The organism is Fulvimonas sp. R45, assembly GCF_030504985.1.
Lineage (GTDB): Bacteria > Pseudomonadota > Gammaproteobacteria > Xanthomonadales > Rhodanobacteraceae > Rhodanobacter_A.
In genome coordinates this window covers 46846-64141 of the sequence record NZ_JASERU010000005.1, presented here as the reverse complement: position 1 = coordinate 64141, position 17296 = coordinate 46846, and the positions used below count along the sequence as shown (strand labels likewise).

The window sequence follows — 17296 nt, the reverse complement described above, 5'->3', positions numbered from 1 at the left end:
CCGGGTCCTCGGCCAGGGGAGATTCACGATGCAGAAATTCACCCGCATCGCCGCATTGCTGCTGGTCGTCGTGGCCGTGATCCTGGCCATCGCGGCATTCAGCCTTGGCAGGCGCGCTGCGCGGCCTGCGGTCGTGCAAGCCGGCACTAACGCTGCCATGCCTGCAGGCCACACTGCGGGGACATCCACGGTCTCGGTCGTGGCGGCGGCCGGCGACCTGCCGGCGGGCCAGCCCATCGCCGCCTCGTCGCTGCACCTGGTGCCGGCGGCACAGAAGCTTCCGGATGGCTATACGGCCATCGACGCGGTCGTCGGCGACGTGCCGCTGGTGGACATCCGCAAGGACACGCCGATCACCGCCAACCTGCTGGCGCACGGCGTCGCGATGGCGCTGAAGCCCGGCGAGCGCGCGCTGGCGGTGCCGGTGGACGAGCAGGCCGGCGCGGGCAACCGCGTCCTGCCCGGCGACTACGTGGATGTGTTCCTCAGCCTGAAACCGGGCACGGCCAGCTACGGCCAGAAGAAGGAGCAGACCCAGACCCGCCTGCTGCTGTCGCGCCTGCGCGTGCTGGCCTACGGCAGCCGCGACCTGCCCAGGCCCGCCGAGGTGTCGGACTCGGCGTCCGACAAGGCCGCCAAGGCCACCAGCGAAAACCCGCCGCAACCACGCACCGCCGTGCTGGCCGTGCCGGTCGGCGAGGTGGACCAGCTGCTGCTGGGCGCACAGGACGGCAAGCTGGCGCTGGCGCTGCGCCATCCCGGCGACGACGGCCAGCCGGACCGCGCGCTGTTCCCGCAGCCGCAACATGTGCTCGCACCGCTGGCGAAGCTGGACGCCGGGCAGCGCCAGGCGCTGGACCTGCCGGAGAACCGCGCCTTCGCCGGCATCGACGGCGAAGGCCTGGCCGGCAAGGCGCACGCCGGGCCCGCCACGGCCAGGCGCCCCGTACGCACCGCACCGCGCGTGGAAATCATCCGCGGCACCCAGGCCCATTCACTATGACGCGACGGATTCCCTCCATGGCCTTCCGAGCCCGGCAACTTCCCCGCTGGCGCCTGCTGGTCGCCGGCCTGGCCCTGGCCCTGCCGTCGGCGTCCATCGTCGCCGCGACGGCGGATGCGGACGTGACGCTGCAGACACACGAACAGCGCCCCTGGCGCCTGCCCGCGGACCTGCAGCGCATCGCCATCGCCGATCCGTCGGTGGTGGACCTGGTGCGGCTCGGGGGCAGCCGCAACGAGGCACTGCTGGTCGGCAAGCGCACCGGCGAAACCACGCTGCTTCTGTGGCGCCGCGGCGACAGCACGCCGCAACGCTTGAGCGTGCGCGTGCGCGGCGTGCTGCAACGGGACGACAGCGGCCTGCACATCGCGGCGCAGGACGGCCAGGCCCTGCTGAGCGGCAGCACCCCCACCCTGCTCGACCACGAGCAGGCGCGTGCGGCCGCCGCCGACGCGGCCGGCGCCAAGGGTGCCGTCGCCGACATCTCCACCGTCGCCAGCGGCGGCGTGGTGCAGGTGGACGTGAAGGTGGTGGAGCTGGACAAGACGGCGATGGACCAGTTCGGCCTGAATTTCCAGAAGACCAACGGCGGGTTCAAGTACGGCATCACCAGTCCCTCGGGCGGCTCGTCGCCTGACGCAGGCAGCGCCATTTCCTCGGCCTTCAGCGTCGTCGCCAGTTCGGCGACCCACAACTGGTCGGCCACGTTGAACCTGCTCAAGGCCGACGGCATGGCCCGCGTGCTGGCCGAGCCGACCCTGGTGGCGCTGTCCGGCCAGAGCGCGAGCTTCCTCGCCGGCGGCGAGCTGCCGATTCCCGAACCGCAGGGCCTGGGCACCACCACCATCACCTACAAGCAGTTCGGCATCGGCCTCACCGTGACGCCCACGGTGCTGGGGCCGGACCGCATTGCGTTGAAGGTGGCACCCGAAGCCAGCGACCTGGACTACAGCAACGCGCTGGTGCTCGACAACGTCTCCGTGCCCGCCATCACCACCCGCCGCGCCGACACCACAGTGGAGCTGGGCGACGGCGAGACCTTCGTGATCGGCGGCCTGGTCAGCCAGAGCATTTCCTCGCAGGTGAACAAGATCCCGCTGCTGGGCGACATCCCCATCATCGGCGCGTTTTTCCGCGACCTGCGTTACAGCCGCCAGGACAAGGAACTGGTGATCATGGTGACGCCGCACCTCGTGCGGCCGATCGCCCGCGGCACCGCGCTGCCGCTGCCCGGCCAGCGCGAGACGGCGGACGATCCGTCGGTCTGGGGCAGCTGGCTGCTCGACCCGGCCGGCCCCGACCAGATGCCGGGGTTCTCCCGCTGAGCGGGCCGCCGTCATGCAAGCGACTGCTTCCATCCTCCCCCTGAGCAAGCTGGAGCCCGGCGTGGACGTGTTGTTTTATTCACCGGACGAGAAGCGTGCGCAGCGATTGTCTGCACGGCTGCGCGAACTGGCCCGCGTGCACTGGGAAGACAGTCGCCGCTTTTCGCCCGAGCGCTGGGAGCAGCAACACGACGGGCGGCAGCTGGTGCTGCTGGACTACGCCTCGGACAGCGCCGTCGCCTCCACCGAGCTGGCGCGCCAGCTGGTCGCGCTGTCGCCCGGCCTGCCGCTGTTCGGCGTGGGCTCCACCGCGGCCGGCGACGCCAGCGGCGTGCTGGCGGCGCTGCGCGCGGGCGTGCTGGACTTCATCGACATGGATGCCGGCGACGAGGAGATCCGCGGCCTGCTGGAGCACGCGCTGCACGCGCCCGCGAGCCCGCGCGCGCAGCCGCCTTCGCCGGCGCCGCGCCGGCAGGGCCAGCTGGTGCTGCTGCTGGGCGTGCGGCCCGGCGTGGGCTGCAGCACGCTGGCCGCGCACCTCGGCGCGCTGGCGATGCCGCCCGCGCCGAAGCCCGCGCCCGCCGACGCCACGCCGCCGGCGCTGCTGCTGGACCTGGGCCAACCCGCGGGCGATGCCGAGCTTTACCTCGGCGTGGCCGGCGACTTCCACTACGCGGACGCGCTGCGCAACGCCGGCCGCATCGACGCCACGCTGCTGCGCAGCGCGCTGTCGCGGCACGGCGCCAGCCGGCTGGCCGTGCTGTCGCAGGGCGCGCAGGCCACCCTGCCGCCGCCGGACGCGATCGAGACCGGCCTGCTGATCGAACGACTGCGCGAGCACGTGGACCTGCTGCTGTGCGACCTCGGCGGCCTGCCCACGCGGCTGGTGCCCGCCGCGCTGCTGCGCGCCGCCGACGAGATCTGGCTGGTGGTCGACCAGGGCATCGCCGCGGTGGTGTCGCTGGACGCCTGCCTGCGCGAACTGGGCCAGGCCGGCGCACACGACCGCCGGCTGGGGCTGGTGGTGAACCGCCACGACGACGATTGCGGCCTCGGCCCGGAGCAGATCGCCAAGCGCTTCGACCTGCCGTTGCTGGCGACCCTGCCGGACCGGCCGCGCCCGCTGCGCGCCAGCGCCAACCAGGGCCTGCTGCTGCACCAGGCCGCGCCGCGCGATCCGTACATCCGCGCGCTGGCGCCCCTGCGCGCGCGACTGCGCACCGGCGCGCCGGGCGACGCCGTCGCCATGCCGGCGTGGAAAAGACTCTTCAGAGCCCGGCCATGATCTCCAGGCATCCCCTGCCATCGTCGAACGGCCGCCGCATGGCGGCGGCTGGCGCTGCGCCTGCGGGATTGCGCAACCACATGCGGGCCGTCCGGAGATATCCACCTGGGCCGGGTTCGCCCGCCCGTATCGCGTCGTCGTCACCCAGTCGTGAACGGACGTCCACTCCTTCGTTCTTCCTTGGCCTGCGCGCGAGCTTCCGGCACGGGGCGCTTGGAGATCATGACCAGGCTCTTGGGGGAGGTCCCCGATGGAAGACACCATGAACCCGACCGGCACCCGCCTGTCCGCCGCGCTGAAGCGCGTCGAAGCCACGCCGCGCATGGACGGGCCGGACATTCCGTTCGAGCAGACCCAGCACTTCCACGACGTGTTGTCGGCGGCGCACGAGTTCCTGCTCAACCGCATCGAGGACCAGCGCCTGGACATCGGCTCGTGGGCGCAGGACACCGTGGTCAAGTACGTGGAGGCCGAGACCGCCGGCTTCGTGCAGGAGTGGCGCATCCCGGTGAACGAGACCGAGATGCGCAAGGTCGCCACCGCGCTGGTGAAGGAGCTGACCGGCTTCGGCCCGCTGGACGACCTGCTCACCGACCCCGAGGTCGAGGACATCCTGATCAACGGCCACGAGGACGTGTACGTCTCGCGCGGCGGCGTGCTGCAGCGCGAGCCGGGCGTGCGCTTCAGCGACACCCGCCACCTGCTGCGCATCGTGCGGCGCATCCTGGCGCCGCTGGGGCGGCGGCTGGACGAATCCAACCCGATGGTGGACGCGCGCCTGCCCAACGGCGGCCGCCTCAACGCGATCATCGAGCCGCTGTCGGTCACCGGCCCCAGCGTGTCCATCCGCAAGTTCCGCAAGGACCCGTTCACCCCCGACGAGCTGCTTGCGCGCGGCACCTTCGACAAGGCCATCCGCGCCCTGCTGCAGGCCGCGGTGCTGGGCCGCTGCAACATCATGATCTCGGGCGGCACCAGCTCGGGCAAGACCTCGCTGCTCAACGCGCTGGCCAGCTTCATCCCGCAGAACGAGCGCGTCATCACCATCGAGGACACCGCCGAGCTGTCGCTCAACCATCCGCACGTGGTGCGCCTGGAAAGCCGCCTGGGCGGCTTCGACGGCGGCGGCGCGGTGGGCATCCGCGACCTGGTCCGCAACAGCCTGCGCATGCGGCCCGACCGCATCATCGTGGGCGAGGTGCGCGGCGCCGAGGTGCTGGAGATGATGCAGGCGATGAACACCGGCCACGACGGCTCGATGTCCACCATCCACGCCAACTCCCCCCGCGACGCGCTGTACCGGCTGGAGATGCTGTCCGGCTTCGCCGGCTTCCAGGGCAGCGAGAACAGCCTGCGCCGCCAGATCGCCAGCGCGATCGACTTCATCGTGCAGATCGCCCGTCTCAGCAGCGGCCGCCGCGTGATCGCCTCCATCACCGAGGTCACCGGCGTGGGCGACAACATCATCACCACGCAGGAGATGTACCGCCACGAGACCTTCGTGGACATGGACGGCAAGGAGCACGACCGCTGGCCGGGCCTGGGCTTCCATCCGCACACGCACAAGCTGGAACAGTTCCGCCAGTTCCTGCGCGACGCCGGCGGGGTGCTGCCGTGATCCAGGCGCTGGCCCTGCTCAGCCTGGTGATGCTGGCGCTCGCCGCCGCCGTCGAATTGTGGTGGGGCTCCGCCGCGCGCGAGCAGCAGCGCCGCAGCCTCGCGCGGGTGGAACGGAGCCTGGGCGGCATGCCCCACGCGCCACCCATGCCGGCGCCGGCGCCGGGCCTGCCGCGCGTGCGCGACGGCCTGCCCACCGACGCCCTGTGCCTGCGCGCGGGCCTGCCGCCCGGCCTGCGCGTGCCCTTGCTGGTGGGCGTCTCCGGCGTGGTGCTGGCCGCGCTGGCCGCCTGGCGCATCGGCACCGCCTGGGCCTTCCCGGTGATGCTGGCGCTGTACGCCGCCGCAGTGTGGCTGTGGCTGCGCGCACGCATCGAGAAGCAGCAGAAGCAGATCCTGCGCCAGCTGCCGGACTTCCTCGACGGCATGGTGCGCCTTGCCAGCATCGGCAACAGCCTGCCGATGGCCTTCCAGGTCACCGCCAGCTCGGTGCAGATGCCGCTGCGCGCGGTGCTCGACCGCGCGACGAGTTCCGTGCGCGCCGGCCACGACCTGGACCGCGCGCTGCAACTGGCCGCGCGTCCCTACCGGCTGCACGCGCTGGAACTGCTGCACGTGGTGCTGGGCACCGGCATGCGCATGGGCGGTCGCGCCGACCAGATCCTGCAGCGCATGAGCGACTTCATGCGCGACCTGGAACAGGCGCAGCAGGAACTGCGCGCGATCACCTCCGAGACGCGCATGTCCGCCTGGGTGCTCGGCCTGCTGCCGGTGGTGGTGGCCACCTTCATGACCCTGATGAATCCGCAGTTCTTCAACCCGATGTTCCACCAGCCGCTGGGCCACAAGATCCTGCTCGTCGCGCTGGCGCTGGAACTGCTGGGCGGCTTCCTGCTGTACCGGCTGGCGAAGTCGCTGTGAGCGCCGCGGCCCTGCTCGTCCTGGCCCTGGTCGCGCTGGCGCTCGGCGTGCTGGTGCTCGCGCTGGGCGCGCTCGCGCGCTACCGCAGCGACCGCCAGCAGGCGCAGGTGATGGAACGTGCCCTGCAGCACCAGCCGCTGGCCCTGCCCCCCGACGAACGCGACACCCGCAGCCTGCGTCGGCGCGTGCTCGACGCGCTGCAGGCCATCGGCCGCCGCTTCGAACACGGCGGCCTGGGCAAGGCGCTGCTGGCGCCGGAAGACCGCCTGCTGCTGGACCAGGCCAACCGCAACACCGCCGCCGGCCGCGCCACCTACCTCGGCCTGCGCCTGGTGCTGGCCCTGCTGCTGCCGGTGGTCGTGGCGCTGTGGCTGCGCCCAAGCGGCGTCAAGGCGGCGGCCGAACTGGCGGCCGGCCTGGCCGCCGGCGTGCTGCTGCCGAAGTTCGTGCTGAGCGCCTGGGCCGAGCGCCTGCGCCGGCAGGCCACCGACGAGCTGCCGCTGCTGATCGACTTGCTGCGCCTGTTCCAGGGCGTGGGCTTCAGCATGGACCAGAGCCTGCAGACCATCGCCGAGCGCTTCCCCACCGTGCTGCCCGTGCTGGGCCGCGAACTGCGCGACGCCAACACCGCCTACATGCACGGCCGCCCGCGGGCGCAGTCGCTGCGGCGCCTGGCCGAGTCGTTCGACAACGACGACCTGCGCAGCCTGGTGCAGGTGATCGTGCAGGTGCACGAGCACGGCGGCGCGGTGCAGGAGCCGCTGCGCCAGTTCGCCGAGCGCCTGCGCGAGCAGCGCAAGATGACCATGAAGGAGAAGACCGGCAAGCTGTCGGTGAAGATGACCGTGGTGATGATGCTCACCCTGCTTCCCGCGCTGATGCTGGTGCTGGCCGGCCCCGCCGTGGTCTCGCTGATCGGCACGATGTCCAAGCTCGGGGGGCACTGACATGCGCACGCTCCGCCACACGCCGCACTCTCCCTCCCCTGTTGGCAGGGGAGGGCTGGGGAGGGGTCACCCAACCTCGACGCAACCCCGCCTACCCCCTCCCGACCTCCCCCTGCACGCAGGGGGAGGAGGCCGCAACGCCATCCTCCTCGCCACCACCCTGCTCCTCGCCGCCTGCGGCATCCACAGCGGCTACCCCAACCACGCCGCCGCCGCGCCCAGCCTGGTGGAACCGGGCACCTCGCCGCACGACAACAAGGACGTCTACCTCCAGCTCATCCGCAAGATGCAGCAGCAGGGCGCGTACTACGCCTCGCTGGCGCACATCGACGCCTACCGCCTGCGCTACGGCGACTCGCCGGAACTGCGCCGCCTGCAGGCCGATGCGCTGCGCGAGACCGGCCAGGGCGACGCCGCCACGCCGATCTACCGCGGCCTGCTGCACGGCGACCAGGCCGCCGCCGCGTGGCACGGGCTGGGCCTGATCGCCGCCGCCGCCGGCCGGCAGGCCGACGCCGAGCAGGCGCTCGTCCAGGCCGTACAACTGGAACCGATCAACCCCGCCTACCTCAGCGACCTGGGTTACGCGCGCCTGCGCGCCGGCCAGGTCGACGCCGCGCGCGAGCCGCTGTCCAAGGCCGCGCAGCTCGCGCCCGGCGACATCAAGGCCATCTCCAACCTCGCGCTGTGGGCCATCCTGGCCAACCAGCCGCAACGCGCCGACGCGCTCATGCAGGGCGCCAAGCTGCCGCAGGCCACCCGCGACGCCGTGTACCGCATGGCCCTGCAGCTGCGCACCGCGATGGCGTCCCGGACCGTCGCCGCCGCTTCCAGGGCATCCATCCCCGCGTCCGCCGCCGGCACGACGGCGTCGCACGCCTATCCCCGCCACGTGCCGGTGCCCAACGAGATCACCGGCATTCCCGGCGGCGTACTCGACCGCTTCGGCAATCCACCCGCGAACCGCGAGGTCAACCCATGAACCTGCCCGCCCGTCCCGTCGCCCTGCTTGCCGCGCTCGGCCTGGCGCTGGCCCTGCCCGCCGCCGCGCAGCAGACCCCGATCACCGGCCACATGATGGACGGCCGCGCGCCGGCCACCACGCCCGCCCCGGCGCCGATGCCCGCGCCGGCACCTGCCGCGCCGGCGCCGCTCCCGGCCACCGCCGCCGCCGATCCGGCGCCGCAGGCGCTTCCGCCGCCGCCCGCGCCGGCCGAAGCCGTGGCGCCCATGTCCGCCGACGCCGGCGACATCGGCTCCGTCACCCGTCAGCTCCTGCGCCTGCAGGCCGACGGCAGCCAGGCCGGCCACGCCCTGCCGATGCTCGGCGACGAGGCCACCGCCAGCTACCGCCGCTACCTGCAGAGCTTCAACCACCCCATCCCCGAATTCTTCGAAACCACCGTGGGCAAGAACGGAAGCAACGGCAACGGGAGATAACGCCATGCAGGCACCCGGTTCTCGTCAGGTGCGCCAGCGCCAGCGCGGCTCCATGGCCGTCGCCATGATGCTGATGCTGCTGGGGCTGATCACCATCCTCGGCATCGTGGAGGTGGGGTATCTGTATTGGGCTCACCGCGATGCGCAGAAGGTGGCGGATTTGGCGGCATTGTCGGGAGCGCAGCAGTTGCCCGATTGCGGCAAGGCGACCGCCGCAGCCAGCGACAACGCTACTTCGGACAACAAGTTTGGCGGCTCGCTGGCTACCAACGCCTGCGGCACCTGGACCGCTCCGGTCCAGAGCGGCAGCGACGGTTTCAGCACGAGCGGTACCAACCCCAATGCGGTCAAGGTGGTCGCGACACGCCCGGTGCCCTCGATCTGGGGTCTAGCGGGAGCCTTGCCGAACGTAAGCGCGGAAGCCGTGGCCATCAACAGCCAGCCCGTCGCCGCGTTCTCCGTCGATTCCCAATTGCTGGAGTTGCAGAATAGCGGCACCCTGCCCGGCATCCTGAAACTGCTCGGCTTGAACGTGGATGAGACGGCACTGGTAGGCCCCGACGGTCTCGCGAACCTTCGTGTTACGCCGAGCGGTCTATTGGACGGCCTATGCCATGTAAACGCCAGCCTGTGCGTCGACGTCACCAGCATTGCCGACGTAGGCACCATGAACAACGTGCTTGCCGGCAAGCAGGTCAGCATCGGCGACCTGCTGGACGCCATGGCCTATCTGGGCGGCCAGCAAAAGCTGGCGCAGGCGGCCCTGACCGCTCTCGGCATCATCAAGGCACAGGCAGAGGCCGCTGGCGGTACGTTGATCCAGCTTGGCACTTCCAGTGCCCAGCGCGGTCTGTTCGCGCTCGTCGATGCGGCCGACGCCCAATCCGCCCTCAATGCCCAGCTCAGCGCCATCGACTTGGTCAATGTGGGACTGGAAGTCGCTAACAGCCAACACTTCGCCGACCTGCAGATTCCCATCCCCGGCGTTACCGGGCACGTCACGCTGATCGAACCACCGTCGATTGCCATCGGCGGCGTCGGTGCCACTGCCTATACGGCACAACTTCGCGTGTACCTGCATATCGATACGTCGGCCATACCGTTGCTCGGTTCCGTACTCAGCCTCGTCGGCACCAATGTCGACATTCCCATCAACGTGGATGTCACCAACGGCAAGGGCGTATTGACCAGCTTGTGCGACGGCGATGCCCAGAACCCGACGGCCACCATCAGGACTACGGCATCACTGCTCAACCTGTGCGTCGGCAAGCTCGACGACAGCTCGGTCGGGTCGACCAGTCAATCGTGCGAAACGAACCTGCAGAGCCAGACGCTCGTAAGCATCCTGGGCACGCCCATCATTGCCGGCTCGGCCCACATTCAAGGCATCACCGGCCAAGGTGACCTGACGCTTCATCAAGGTGAGACTGGCAGCATCCATGCCAACCTCGACCTAGGAGACACGGTCACCAGCCTGATGGATGGCATTCTCAATCTGCTGCTGGGAAATGCTCTTCCTGCAGACGGCCAGGCTCCCGCGCAACCGGACATCGGCACCATGGTCAACGACCTGTGGGCAAATTCCGGTACTTTTGATGACAGCTCTCCAGCTGGCCGTAAATCTCACATTGACGCCGTAAAGGATCTAATAAGCAAGCCCATCTCATCTCAAACCAGCGCACTCTTGCCTGCTCTCAGCAACTTGGTCACCGGCTTAGTAAATTCCGTTGGTCAATTGCTCGGGGGAGTATTAGGAGCAGTTACTGGCGATGGATGCACCTACCCTGGATTGTTGAAACCAAATCCAAGCGTTAATGGCTGCAAACAAATTATCTCCAATGCATTGAGCCAAACGCAGCAGGTCAATGCCCAAAACACTGCTTCGAACGCCTTGCTTGCACCTCTGGCGCAAGTCATCGACCTGCTCAATCCGCTTCTGAACCAGGTCGGCGAGCAGGTATTGCAGCCCACCGTGACCCAGCTTCTCGGCTCCGATCCGGGCCGTGTGGACGTCAATCTCCAATCCCTCCAATGCCACGGCGCCCAGCTTGTCTACTGACCTGCTCCACCCGTCACAGCCCCGCCCCTTGACCCCGGGCCTGCTGCCTTTAGACTTCATGGGGTTACGCTGCGGCCAGGGATGCGCCGGCATGCGCAGGGCAGTCCGGACCGAACGCAACTCAAGGGGATGCAGGGGATGAATCGAACGACTCGCAGCGCGGGCCCTCGGCGCCACGTGGCACTGGCCATCGCGACGGCACTGGCATGCGTGGCCCTGTCGGCCTGCGCGTCCTCGCCGTTCTGGTCGCATGCCGCGCCCTCGACGGCCACGCCCGCAGCCGCCCCTGCCACTGAAGCCGCGGCTCCGTCCGCGCCGCTGCCCTCGGCCGGCGACAGCGGCGCGCCGCCCAGCGCCACGGTGGCCAACCTGCAGCAGCTGATCGACAGCCACCAGCTCACCGAGCTGCGCACCACCTACAACGCCACCTACGGCGCCAGCCTGCTGTTCCAGACCGACAAGCTGAGCTATTACGTGGCGCTGTTCCACGGCAAGCAGTTCTGGCGCGTGATCCAGACCGATTCCTACGAGACCGCGGAAAGCCTGTACCTCAGCTTCGCCGGGCAGACCCAGAAGCTGGCCCAGGTGGACATCGACACCATCCGCCTGCAGGCCGGCAACGCCTACGCCGAGCACCTGATCGCGCTGAATCGCGAACACCTGCAGAACCTGCAGCAGGACGCCAGCTACCAGCAGCAGCAGGCCCGTCAGGTGGCGACCGCGCAGCAGCAGGCCAAGCAGCAGGCGGTGACGCTGAGCGCGGACCTGCGCAGCACCAGCAGCCAGCTCGATGCGATGAAGCAGCGCATCAGCGAGCTGGAGAAGCAGCAGGCCAACCCTCAGCTCGTGTTGCCCCCACCGGGCGCCGACGCGGCGCCGGCGCCCGCCGCCAGCGTGGCAGTGCCGGGTACGCCCTCGCCGTAAGGCTTTGCTCCCTCTCCCCGCCGGGGGGAGCGCTGTCCTGAGCCTGTCGAAGGAGACTGGGGGTGAGGGGTGAGGGGCCACTCTTGCCCCGAGCTCCGTTCTTGACGCGCTTTCGCGAGCACCCGCCCCTCACCTCGATCCTCTCCCCGAAGGGGAGAGGAAGCGGAGCGGGACAGACCTTGCCGCGAGATTGCTTGACCCCTCCCCAGCCCTCCCCTGCGCGCAGGGGAGGGGGGAATGCGTGGCGCGTCGGGTCGGCTCCTCCCCCTGCCTGCAGGGGGAGGTCGGGAGGGGGTAGCCGGGCTTGCCGCGAGTTTGGTGACCCCTCCCCGGCCCTCTCCTGCACGCAGGGGCGGGGGAACGCATGGCGCGTGTGGGGTCGGCTCCTCCCCCTGCCTGCAGGGGGAGGTCGGGAGGGGGTAGCCGGGCTTGCCGCGAGTTTGGTGACCCCTCCCCTGCCAGCAGGCGAGGGAGCATGCACGGGCGTCAGATGTCGAAGCGGTAGCTCAGCTTGACCAGCACCTGGTCGTCGTCGCGCAGGGCGAAGCTGTTGCCGAACTGGCGGCGCACGCCGAGGCCCCGGCTGTCGTCGTCCAGCAGGTAGCCGCCGCGGCCGTACACCACGTAGAGGTAGGACAGCGGCGCGAGTTCGTAGCGGTAGCGGATCTGCAGGCCCAGGTTGCGCACGCCGAAGTCGTCCACGGCATCGTCGCTGGCGACGGCGCGGCCGTCGGCGCCGACGCGGTAGGCGCCGCGCGACCGCGCGTCCAGGCCCAGCGCCTGCAGCTTCATGCGCAGCTCCTGGCGGTTGCCGATACTCCAGTCGAAGCCGGCTTCCAGTTCCAGCGTGCGCTGGTCGTAGCGGCCGACCAGGTTGTCGTGCTGCCACACCAGCCAGTCGGGCACGTGCTGGTAGTAGGGACCGGCGTACACGCTGAAGGCGTCGTTGACGAAATAGGTGGGAATGAATTCCAGCGTGTAGCCCACGCTGTGGTTGCCGCCCAGGCCGGCGCTGGCCGCTTCCGCCTGCAGCTTCCAGGACCAGTCGCCGTGCCGCGGGCTGCTGCGCTCGATGGTGAGGTCGAAGGTGGGCGGCAGGTGCAGCGCGCCGTGTCCCCGGGTCAGCAGGTCGTCCCAGGCCGCGCTGTTGATGTTCAGCTCGATGTCTTCGGTGCCGCCGTTGCGCAGGCCGCTGCTGCGCTCGACCCGCAGCTGCCGCCGCAGGCGCAGGCCGGCGGTGTCGTCCAGCGCGTCCACGCGCACGCGCCAGTCGTGCGAGCTGTAGGCGGAACCGGCTGGCAGGTCGGTGTAGCGCTTGCGCACCTCCCAGTGCGCGTAGTTCAGGTCGTTGCGCTCCAGGTAGCCGAAGTCGTTCACCTGGAGGCGGTCGTTGAAGTGCATGGCCGCCCACTGCTCGCGCCAGCCGTCGCCGTGGTCCGCGTCGACCAGCAGCGTGGCGCCGCTGCCGCGCGTGTGGCGGCCGTCCTGCGCGATGTCGCTGCCCACCACGTTGGCGGCCACGGTGAGTCCCGCCGTGGGTCGCCAGTGGTCATCGATGCCGACCACGTTGGCGTCGCGGCCCAGCCAGGGGCGGTCGACGCGGGTCAGCATCAGGCCCAGGCTCTGTGTGCCGAAGTCATGCACCACGCGGGCGGCGGCGAAGCGGCGCCCGGCTTCGTCGCCCTCGTCGGCGGCGAGCAGGCCGTAGCTGGTGCCGCCCACGCTGCCGTTGAGCTTCACCGCGGCGTCGATGGGGCTGGCGCCGCGGCCGTCGTCCGCCGGGCCGCCCACGCGGCGGGTGTAGACCAGCTGGCTGTTGTCGTCGAGCAGGCTGAAATCGAAGATGCCTTGGTTCTCGGTGAAGAACGGCCGCTTGTCGCTGAAGTAGGTTTCGGTGGCGCCGAAGTTCACCACCAGGTCGTCGCTTTCCACCTGGCCGAAGTCGGGGTTGACCGTGGCGGTCAGCTGGAACTGGCCGTTGGGCTTCCAGAAGAGGTCGGCGCCGCGTTCGAAGTGGTTGCTGCCGCGCACGTCGTCGTGCACGGCGGAAACGTAGGGCGTGATCGCCAGCAGCGCCTGGCTGTACTGCGGCACCTCCACGCGCGTGAAGTCGGACAGGAAGCGCGCGCGCTGGAAGCTGGCCGCGGGCCACGCCACACGCTCGCCGGTAGCGGCCACCACGCGGTCGAGGTACAGGCCGATGCTGCGCTTGCCGTCGCGGCCGCGCTGCATCGGCGCCGTATACCAGGGAATCAGCATCTCCACCGTCCAGCCCTGCGCGTCCTGGCTGACGGCCGATTTCCAGTTGCCGTCCCAGTCCTTGTTGAAGTTGGTCTCGTTGGTGATCACGGCGTCGTACACGCCGCCGGTGGAGCTGACCGTGAAGTTGTAGCCCGTGCGCCCGTCGCCGTTGAAATCGACGATCAGGTTCACCCGGTCCACCTGGTCCTCGAAGTCGCGCTGCACGCGCTGGCTGCTGCGCGGCACGCCGGGCGGCTGGGCGCAGCGGAACGCCACCGCCAGCCCCTGCGGCGTGGCCAGCACCCAGGCTTCGGTGGGCAGCGTGGACGGCTGGCCGGTGAGCGGCTGCACCTGGCGGAAACCGGTGATGTGCAATGCATCCTTCCACTCGCCGGGCGCGAGGCGGCCGTCGATGTCGACGGCGCCGGCGACCATCGGCCATGCGGACAGGAGCACAAGCAGCAGGCCGGCGAGGCGCATCTCGGAAAAATTCCACGGGGCGCCGGTGGCGGCGCGGCGAAAGCGGGGGTGCGTGTCGCCCGGGGCGGCGACATCCGCCGGCCATTTAGCCGCAAATACCTGCTGGCGTCATGCCTGACTGATGGCCTAGGGGCAGGCGGAACATGGCCAACGAAGAAGCCCCTCTCCCGCCTGCCGGCACCCTCTCCCACACGTGGGAGAGGGAGTCGCCCTGCAAGGCTCGCGTAACTTCCGAACCCTTCGCCCGCTTGCGGGAAAGGGGTTGGGGAGAAGCCCGGGGCTTGCGCTGCGGTTCACTGCGCCCGCTCCGCCCGGACCCTCCTCCGCCTGCCGGCACCTTCTCCCGGAGGGAGAAGGATGGCGCTCAGCCGGGCTGCTGGTTCCGTGGCCGGCGGAACAGCAGGAAGCGCCCGAGCAGGCCCAGCGCCAGCACGCCGCTGAAGGCGCCGTAGCCGTACAGCGCGGGCAGCACCTGCTTCCAGATGCCGCCGCTGGCGCGGCCCAGCGCATCCATCGCCTGCTCCGGCACGCTGTCGAAGCCGGCCATGGCCAGCCACACGCCCGTCGCGACGGCGAGCGAGAGCACGACGAGGTCGTACATGCGACGCGCCGCACCACCACGCCGGCCCGGCGGGCCGAACCAGTACAGCGCGGCCAGCACCAGCAGCACCGGGGCGAGCAGCAGCAGGGCGAGGTAGCGCATCGCGCGCTCAGTCCTGCGCGGCGAGCCGGTCCAGCGCCTCGCGCAGGCGCGCCAGGGCCGCGTCGCGGGTCGCGGCGTCGGCGTGGTCGGGGGTGGTGGCCACCTCCTCGCCGTCCAGGCGCAGGCTGGCGTTGCGTTCGCCCGGCACCAGCTCGGCCGCCGCGCCACCCAGGGTGCGCAGGCGCTTCTGCAGCACGCCGGCGGCCTTGGGGTCGGCGAACGGCGCGGACAGCAGCAGTTCCTCGCCGTCGCCGGCGAACAGGCGGAAGCGGAAGCGGCCGTCCTCGTCGCGGAAGCTGGCGAAGCGCGGCGGCTTGTCCTTCGACGCGGCCGGCGCCGTGGAACGCGCCGGCGCGGCGAGGTTCGCCATCGAGCGCAGGCCCACCGCCTCGCGCAGCGTGGCCAGCAGCGGCGTGGCGGTGGCGCGGGCCTTCTTCGCGCCCGCCCGCAGGATGTCCTCGATGTCGGCAGGCCTGGCGATCAGCGCCTCGTAGCGCTCGCGCATCGGCGCCACGTCCGCCTCGATGCGCTCGAACAGCCGCTGCTTCGCCTCGCCCCAGCCGATGCCGTCGAGCAGCGCCTGGCGGAACGCGGCGGTTTCGTCGGCGCCGGCGAAGGCCTGGTAGAGGGTGAACAGCGCGGAGCCGTCCGGGTCCTTCGGCTCGCCCGGCGCACGCGAGTCGGTGACGATGCGCAGGATCGCCTCGCGCAGCTGCTTCGCGCCGCCGGCGAACAGCGGGATGGTGTTGTCGTAGCTCTTGGACATCTTGCGGCCGTCCAGGCCCGGCAGCGTGGCGACCTGTTCCTCGATCACCACGTCCGGCAGCACGAAGAACTCGCGCCCGTAGGTGTGGTTGAAACGCTGCGCGATGTCGCGCGCCATCTCGATGTGCTGGATCTGGTCGCGCCCCACCGGCACCTTGTGCGCGTTGAAGGCGAGGATGTCGGCGGCCATCAGCACCGGGTACATGTACAGGCCCGCGGTGACGCCCGCGTCGGCGTCCTCGCCCGCCTCCGCGTTCCTGTCCACCGCCGCCTTGTAGGCATGCGCGCGGTTGAGCAGGCCCTTGGCGGTGACGCAAGTGAGGAACCAGGTGAGCTCGGGGATCTCGGGGATGTCCGACTGGCGGTAGAACGTCACCCGCTGCGGATCCAGCCCGGCGGCCAGCCACGTCGCCGCGATCTCGAGCCGCGAGCGCTCGATGCGCGCGGGGTCGTCGCTCTTGATCAGCGCGTGGTAGTCGGCCATGAAGTAGAACGCGTCCACGTCGGCGCGGCGGCTGGCCGCCACGGCCGGGCGGATCGCGCCCACGTAGTTGCCCAGGTGCGGCGTGCCGGTGGTGGTGATGCCGGTGAGGACTCGGGTCTGCATGTCGCTTCGCGAAGCTAAAAGCCCAGTGTACGACATCCGGCCGCACGCCTCCCCGGGCGGGTCGCCGAGTCCGGACGCATCGAAATACATGAGGAAACCCTCATATAATGGCAGCCTTCCCGACCACCTGCGAAGCCATCCCATGCCCAGCCTCGAGCTCACCTTCGACACCCGCGACGGCACCTGCCCGGCCACGCTGCTCACCCCCTCCGGCGGCCATGGGCCGTGGCCGGGCGTGGTGTTCTTCATGGACGGCCTCGGCATCCGCCCGGCCCTGCACGCGATGGCCCGGCGCCTGGCCGACGGCGGCTACGCGGTGCTGCTGCCCGACCTCTACTATCGTCACGGTCGCTACGCGCCGATGGAGCCCGCCAGGGTGTTCGCCGACCCGGAGGCGAAGAAGGGGCTGATGGCGCTGGTCGGCAGCCTCGACCGCGACGCCAAGATCACGGACGCCGAAGCCGCCGCCGGGTTCCTGTCCTCGCGCCCGGAGGTCAAGCCGGGCCGCCTGGCCTGCACCGGCTACTGCATGGGCGGCAACATCGCGCTGACCGCGGCCGGCGCCTTCCCCGGCCGCTTCGCCGCCATCGCCTCCTTCCACGGCGGCGGCCTCGCCACCGACGACGCCAGCAGCCCGCACCGCCACGTGCAGGGCATCACCGGCCGCGTGTACGTGGCCGGCGCGGACGAGGACGCGCACTTCACCGAAGCGCAGAAGCAGTTGCTCGAACAGGCGCTGGCCACGGCGGGCATCGACCATCGGGTCGAGATCTACAGGGGCGCGCACCACGGCTACGCCGTGCCCGACCACCCCGCCTTCGACGAAGCGGCGGCGGAACGGCACTGGAAAGCATTGTTCGCGCTGCTGGACGAGGCGCTGCCGCACTGAGCGGTGTCCCGGGCTGCAACCCTTCTCCCCCGGGGAGAAGGTGCCGGCAGGCGAAGCGGGTACGGTGGACGGCGGCGCAAGTCCCGGCCC

The 17296-nt window shown here is 70.5% G+C and carries 14 protein-coding genes; 11 read left to right on the top strand and 3 right to left on the bottom strand.

Annotation, left to right across the window (positions count from 1 at the left end; all coding sequences use genetic code 11):
- Window positions 1-28: 28 nt before the first annotated feature.
- The 10 genes from cpaB (at window position 29) to QMK61_RS06200 (ending at window position 11521) form a co-directional block, all read left to right on the top strand.
- On the top strand, window positions 29-1003 hold the full coding sequence (gene cpaB / locus QMK61_RS06245) for a Flp pilus assembly protein CpaB (RefSeq protein WP_302071248.1): 975 nt from the start codon (window positions 29-31) through the stop codon (window positions 1001-1003).
- A 17-nt stretch (window positions 1004-1020) separates the two neighbouring features.
- Entirely contained in the window at window positions 1021-2328 is a 1308-nt protein-coding gene (locus tag QMK61_RS06240; RefSeq protein ID WP_302071246.1) for a type II and III secretion system protein family protein, read from the top strand.
- Between the two features lie 61 nt (window positions 2329-2389).
- Window positions 2390-3613 carry a fimbrial protein gene (locus tag QMK61_RS06235; protein ID WP_302071245.1) on the top strand — a complete coding sequence of 408 codons (1224 nt, stop codon included), beginning with the start codon at window positions 2390-2392 and terminating at the stop codon, window positions 3611-3613.
- Between the two features lie 322 nt (window positions 3614-3935).
- Window positions 3936-5231, top strand: coding sequence for a CpaF family protein (locus tag QMK61_RS06230; protein WP_302071457.1), 1296 nt, complete (start codon window positions 3936-3938; stop codon window positions 5229-5231).
- Window positions 5228-6151, top strand: a complete 924-nt coding sequence (locus QMK61_RS06225; protein WP_302071244.1) for a type II secretion system F family protein — start codon at window positions 5228-5230, stop codon at window positions 6149-6151. The genes QMK61_RS06230 and QMK61_RS06225 overlap by 4 nt, the downstream gene beginning before the upstream one ends.
- On the top strand, window positions 6148-7098 hold the full coding sequence (locus QMK61_RS06220) for a type II secretion system F family protein (RefSeq protein ID WP_302071243.1): 951 nt from the start codon (window positions 6148-6150) through the stop codon (window positions 7096-7098). Before QMK61_RS06225 ends, QMK61_RS06220 begins: the two co-directional genes overlap by 4 nt.
- A 226-nt stretch (window positions 7099-7324) precedes the next feature.
- Entirely contained in the window at window positions 7325-8080 is a 756-nt protein-coding gene (locus QMK61_RS06215) for a Flp pilus assembly protein TadD (RefSeq protein WP_302071242.1), read from the top strand.
- Window positions 8077-8538 carry a DUF3613 domain-containing protein gene (locus QMK61_RS06210; RefSeq protein ID WP_302071241.1) on the top strand — a complete coding sequence of 154 codons (462 nt, stop codon included), beginning with the start codon at window positions 8077-8079 and terminating at the stop codon, window positions 8536-8538. Before QMK61_RS06215 ends, QMK61_RS06210 begins: the two co-directional genes overlap by 4 nt.
- A 4-nt stretch (window positions 8539-8542) precedes the next feature.
- Window positions 8543-10597, top strand: coding sequence for a TadG family pilus assembly protein (locus QMK61_RS06205; RefSeq protein WP_302071239.1), 2055 nt, complete (start codon window positions 8543-8545; stop codon window positions 10595-10597).
- 138 nt (window positions 10598-10735) lie between these two features.
- A complete protein-coding gene (locus tag QMK61_RS06200; RefSeq protein WP_302071238.1) occupies window positions 10736-11521 on the top strand; it encodes a DUF2968 domain-containing protein in 786 nt (261 codons plus the stop codon).
- 486 nt (window positions 11522-12007) lie between these two features.
- On the opposite strand, the gene QMK61_RS06195 is transcribed toward QMK61_RS06200, so the two are convergent.
- The 3 genes from QMK61_RS06195 to QMK61_RS06185 all read right to left on the bottom strand — a co-directional run bounded on the left by QMK61_RS06195 (window position 12008) and on the right by QMK61_RS06185 (window position 16317).
- Window positions 12008-14242 (bottom strand): DUF5916 domain-containing protein, encoded by a 2235-nt coding sequence (locus tag QMK61_RS06195; RefSeq protein WP_302071237.1) that lies wholly within the window; start codon window positions 14240-14242, stop codon window positions 12008-12010.
- A 364-nt stretch (window positions 14243-14606) separates the two neighbouring features.
- Window positions 14607-14945: a hypothetical protein gene (locus QMK61_RS06190; protein ID WP_302071236.1), complete on the bottom strand. Its 339-nt coding sequence runs from the start codon at window positions 14943-14945 to the stop codon at window positions 14607-14609.
- 7 nt (window positions 14946-14952) lie between these two features.
- Window positions 14953-16317, bottom strand: a complete 1365-nt coding sequence (locus tag QMK61_RS06185) for a tryptophan--tRNA ligase (protein ID WP_302071235.1) — start codon at window positions 16315-16317, stop codon at window positions 14953-14955.
- A gap of 142 nt (window positions 16318-16459) precedes the next feature.
- Between QMK61_RS06185 and QMK61_RS06180 the strand changes: the two genes are divergently transcribed.
- Window positions 16460-17206 carry a dienelactone hydrolase family protein gene (locus tag QMK61_RS06180; protein WP_302071233.1) on the top strand — a complete coding sequence of 249 codons (747 nt, stop codon included), beginning with the start codon at window positions 16460-16462 and terminating at the stop codon, window positions 17204-17206.
- Window positions 17207-17296 lie beyond the last annotated feature (90 nt).